The sequence below is a fragment of the Micromonospora sp. NPDC003776 genome (assembly GCF_053605645.1).
In genome coordinates, this window is the sequence record NZ_JBSGJR010000627.1 from 1 (window position 1) to 3819 (window position 3819).

The following is a 3819-nucleotide window of genomic DNA, read 5'->3' on the forward strand; positions in this document are numbered from 1 at the left end:
GGGGGGGGGGGGGGGGGGGGGGGGGCGGGGGGCGGGGCGGGGGGGCGGGGGGGGGGGGGGGCGGGGGGGGTGGGGGGGGGGGGGCCGGGGGGGGGGGGGGGGTGAGCCCGGCCCGGCGTGGTCAGCCGCGTAGGCGGAGGCCGCGGGGGGTGGCCCGGAAGCCGGCAGCGGTCAGCGCGTCCCGCAGCGGCGAGGAGTGCACCGCCTCGCCGTCCGCCCGCTCCACCGAGATCGCGCCGAGCGCCCCGGAGTGCACCGCGTCGGCGAGCGCCTTGCCGGCGGACGCGAGCGTGTCGGCGTCGTCGGTGAAGGAGAGGATCGTGCGGCCGCCACGCTCCACATAGAGCACCAGGTCGCCGCCGACGAGCACGACCAGCGCTCCGGCCTTGCGCCCGGCCCGGTGCCCGGTGGCCGGCGCCGTCCCGTCGCCCGAGTCGACCACCCGTTCCGGCCAGGGCAGCGCGGCGCCGTACGGGTTGGCCGGGTCGGTGGCGGCGAGCACCACGGCCGGGCCCCCACCGCGCCCCCGGCCCGGGTCGGTCGGGTCGGCGAGGGTGCGGAGCCGGTCGACCGCCCCGGGCACCGCGAACTGCGCCGCGCCCAGCCCTTCGACGAAGTAGCCGCGCCGGGCCGCCCCGCGTTCCTCCAGTGCGGACAGCACCGGGTAGACGGCGGCGAACCCGCCGGTCACCTGCTCGGCCAGGACCGCGCCCCGGGTGACCACGCCGTGCCGCTCGAGCAGCAGATCGGCGAGGGCGGCGGCCCGGCGGGTGGGGTCCAGATCGCGGTCGGGCAGCCGGGACCAGCGCCCGGCCACGGTCGGTGGCCCACCCCGGCTGGGCAGCGCCACCCGGCCGGGACGGCGGTAGCGGGTCCGCGGCGCGGACGGCCGGGCCCGGTGGGCGCCACCCCCGCCGAGCACCGCGCGCAGCGGGGCCAGGGTGTCGTTGGTCAGGTGCCCGGCCCAGACCAGGTCCCAGATCGCGGCCGTCAGGGCGGTGTCGTCGGTGGACCCCAGCCGGTCGGACAGCGAACGGAAGAAGAGCGCCTGCCCGTCGCCGAGCGCGTCCAGCACGGCCTCGTGCAGTGGGGTGAGCGCCAGCGCCTCGTCCGGCGGGGGCAGCAGCAGCGGTGCCACATCGGCGTACGCCAGGGTGACCCAGCCGTCCCCGCCGGAGATCGCCCCGGCCCCGGCCCAGACCACCTCGCCGCTGGCGCAGAGCTCGTCGAGCTGGGCGGGGGAGTAGTCGGCCACCCGGGCGGGCAGGACGAGGCGTTCCAGCGCGGACGCGGGCACCGCCGCGCCCTGCAACTGCTCGACGGTGGCGGCGAGCGCCTCCACGCCCCGCGCCGACGAGCCGACCTGCTGCCAGCGGGGCAGGAACGAGGCGAGCGCCCGGGGCGGCACCGGCTCGATCTCCCGGCGCAGCGCGGCGAGGGAGCGGCGGCGCAGCAGGCGCAGCACCTCGGCGTCGCACCACTGGGTGCCGACGCTGTCGGGCGCGAACTCGCCGGAGACCACCCGGCCGGTGCCGGCGAGCCGGCGTAGCGCCTGCTCGACGACGCACACGCCGAGCCCGAACCGGGCCGCGCAGGTGGCCGCCGCGAACGGGCCGTGGGTGCGGGCGTACCGGGCGACCAGGTCACCGAGCGGGTCGGCCACCGGCGCCAGGTACGCCTCGGCCACCCCGACCGGCAGCGCCACCCCGAGCGCGTCGCGCAGCCGGGCCGCGTCCTCCACGACCACCCAGCGCTCCTCGCCGGCGATCCGCACCGGCAGCACCCGCCGGGCCGCCGCCAGCTCGGTCAGCCACGCCACCGGTACGCCCCGCTCGGCCAGCTCCGCCTCGCTCAGGTCGCCGACCACCCGGAGCAGCTCGACCACGTCCTCGGCGTCGCGGGGCCGGCGCTGCTCGGTGCGCCAGCGCAACTGCCGCTCGGTCTCGGCGAGCACCGCCGGGTCGAGCAGCTCCCGCAGGTCGACCCGGCCGAGCAGCTCGCCGAGCAGGGCCGAGTCGAGGGCCAGGGCGGCGGCTCGCCGCTCGGCCAGGGGCGCGTCGCCCTCGTAGAGGAACGCGCCGACGTACCCGAAGAGCAGCGAGCGGGCGAACGGCGACGGCCGCTCGGACTCCACCTCGACCAGGCGGACCTTGCGGGCGGCCAGGTCGCGCATCAGGTCGGCGAGGGCCGGTTGGTCGAAGACGTCCTGCAGGCACTCCCGGGCGGCCTCCAGGGTGACCGGGAAGTCGGCGTACTCGCGGGCGACGTCGAGGAGCTGGGCGGCGCGCTGGCGCTGCTGCCAGAGCGGCTGCCGGCGGCGCGGGTCGCGGCGGGGCAGCAGTAGGGAGCGGGCCGCGCACTCGCGGAACCGGGAGGCGAACAGCGCGGAGGTGCCGACGGACTCCTCGACGAGCTGGGCGATCTCGTCGGGCTCGAAGACCACCACGTCGGCGCCGGGCGGTTCGTCGGCGGTGTCCGGCAACCGGACCACGATGCCGTCGTCGGAGGGCATCACCTGGGCGTCCACGCCGTAGCGCTCGGCGAGGCGGCGGCCGATGGCCAGGGCCCACGGGCCGTTGACCCGGGCGCCGAGCACCGAGTGCACGGCGAGCCGCCAGTCGCCCAGCTCGTCGCGGAACCGCTCGACCACCACCGTCCGGTCGTCGGGCAGGGAGCGGGTGGCCGCCTGCTGCTCGCGCAGGTAGGTCATCAGGTTGCCGGCGGCCCAGTCGTCCGGGCCGCCGGCCCGCAGCGCGGCGACGGCCTCGTCGTCGCCCTGGCGCAGCAGCGCCCGGACCCGGGCGCCGATGGCCCGGCCCAGCTCGACCGGCCGGCCGAGCTGGTCGCCCTTCCAGAACGGCATCCGGGCGGCCTGGCCCGGGGCGGGGGAGACCAGCACCCGGTCGGGGGTGATCTCCTCGATCCGCCAGGAGGACGAGCCGAGCAGGAACACGTCGCCCACCCGGGACTCGTAGACCATCTCCTCGTCCAGCTCGCCGACCCGCGCGGCGCGCTCGGCGCCGGCCAGGAAGACGCCGAACAGCCCCCGGTCGGGGATGGTGCCGCCGCTGGTCACCGCGAGCCGCTGGGCGCCGGGCCGGCCGGTGAGCACGTCGGTGGCCCGGTCCCAGACCAGCCGGGGGCGCAGCTCGGCGAAGGCGGTCGACGGGTAGCGCCCGGAGAGCATGTCCAGCACCGCGTGCAGCGCCGAGTCGGGCAGCTCGGCGAAGGGGGCGGCCCGGCGGACCAGCACCGCGAGGTCGCCGAGCCGCCACGGCTCCAGCGCCACCATCGCGACGATCTGCTGGGCCAGCACGTCGAGCGGGTTGCGCGGATAGTGCAGCTCCTCGATGGCGCCGTCGGCCATCCGCTCGGCGACCACCGTGCAGGAGAGCAGGTCGCCCCGGTGCTTGGGGAACACCACGCCGCGGGAGACCGCACCCACCTGGTGCCCGGCCCGGCCGACGCGTTGCAGGCCGGCGGCCACGCTCGGCGGCGCCTCGATCTGCACCACCAGGTCGACCGCGCCCATGTCGATGCCGAGTTCGAGGCTGGAGGTGGCGACCACGGCCGGCAGCTGCCCCGACTTCAGCGCCTCCTCGATGTGCTTGCGCTCCTCCCGGGAGACGCTGCCGTGGTGGGCCCGGGCGATCACCGGCGGCGCGCCGGCGGCCGCCCCGGACTGCGCCATCACCTCGGCCGGCTGGCGCGGCGCCCGCAGCGGCCCGGCCGGTCCGCCGAACGCGCCGGCCCCGCGCCGCCGGGCCGGGCCACGGTCGCCCCCCGGGCCGACCTCGTTCGCCGGGCCCCGGTCGGCCC

Annotated in this window: 1 protein-coding gene; it reads right to left on the minus strand. The window is 78.6% G+C overall.

Translation table 11 applies throughout. From position 1 onward, the window contains the following. Positions 1-121: 121 nt before the first annotated feature. The coding region (locus tag ACWEVO_RS32215; RefSeq protein WP_452311217.1) for an Lhr family helicase at positions 122-3819 on the minus strand (3698 nt) is incomplete at its 5' end.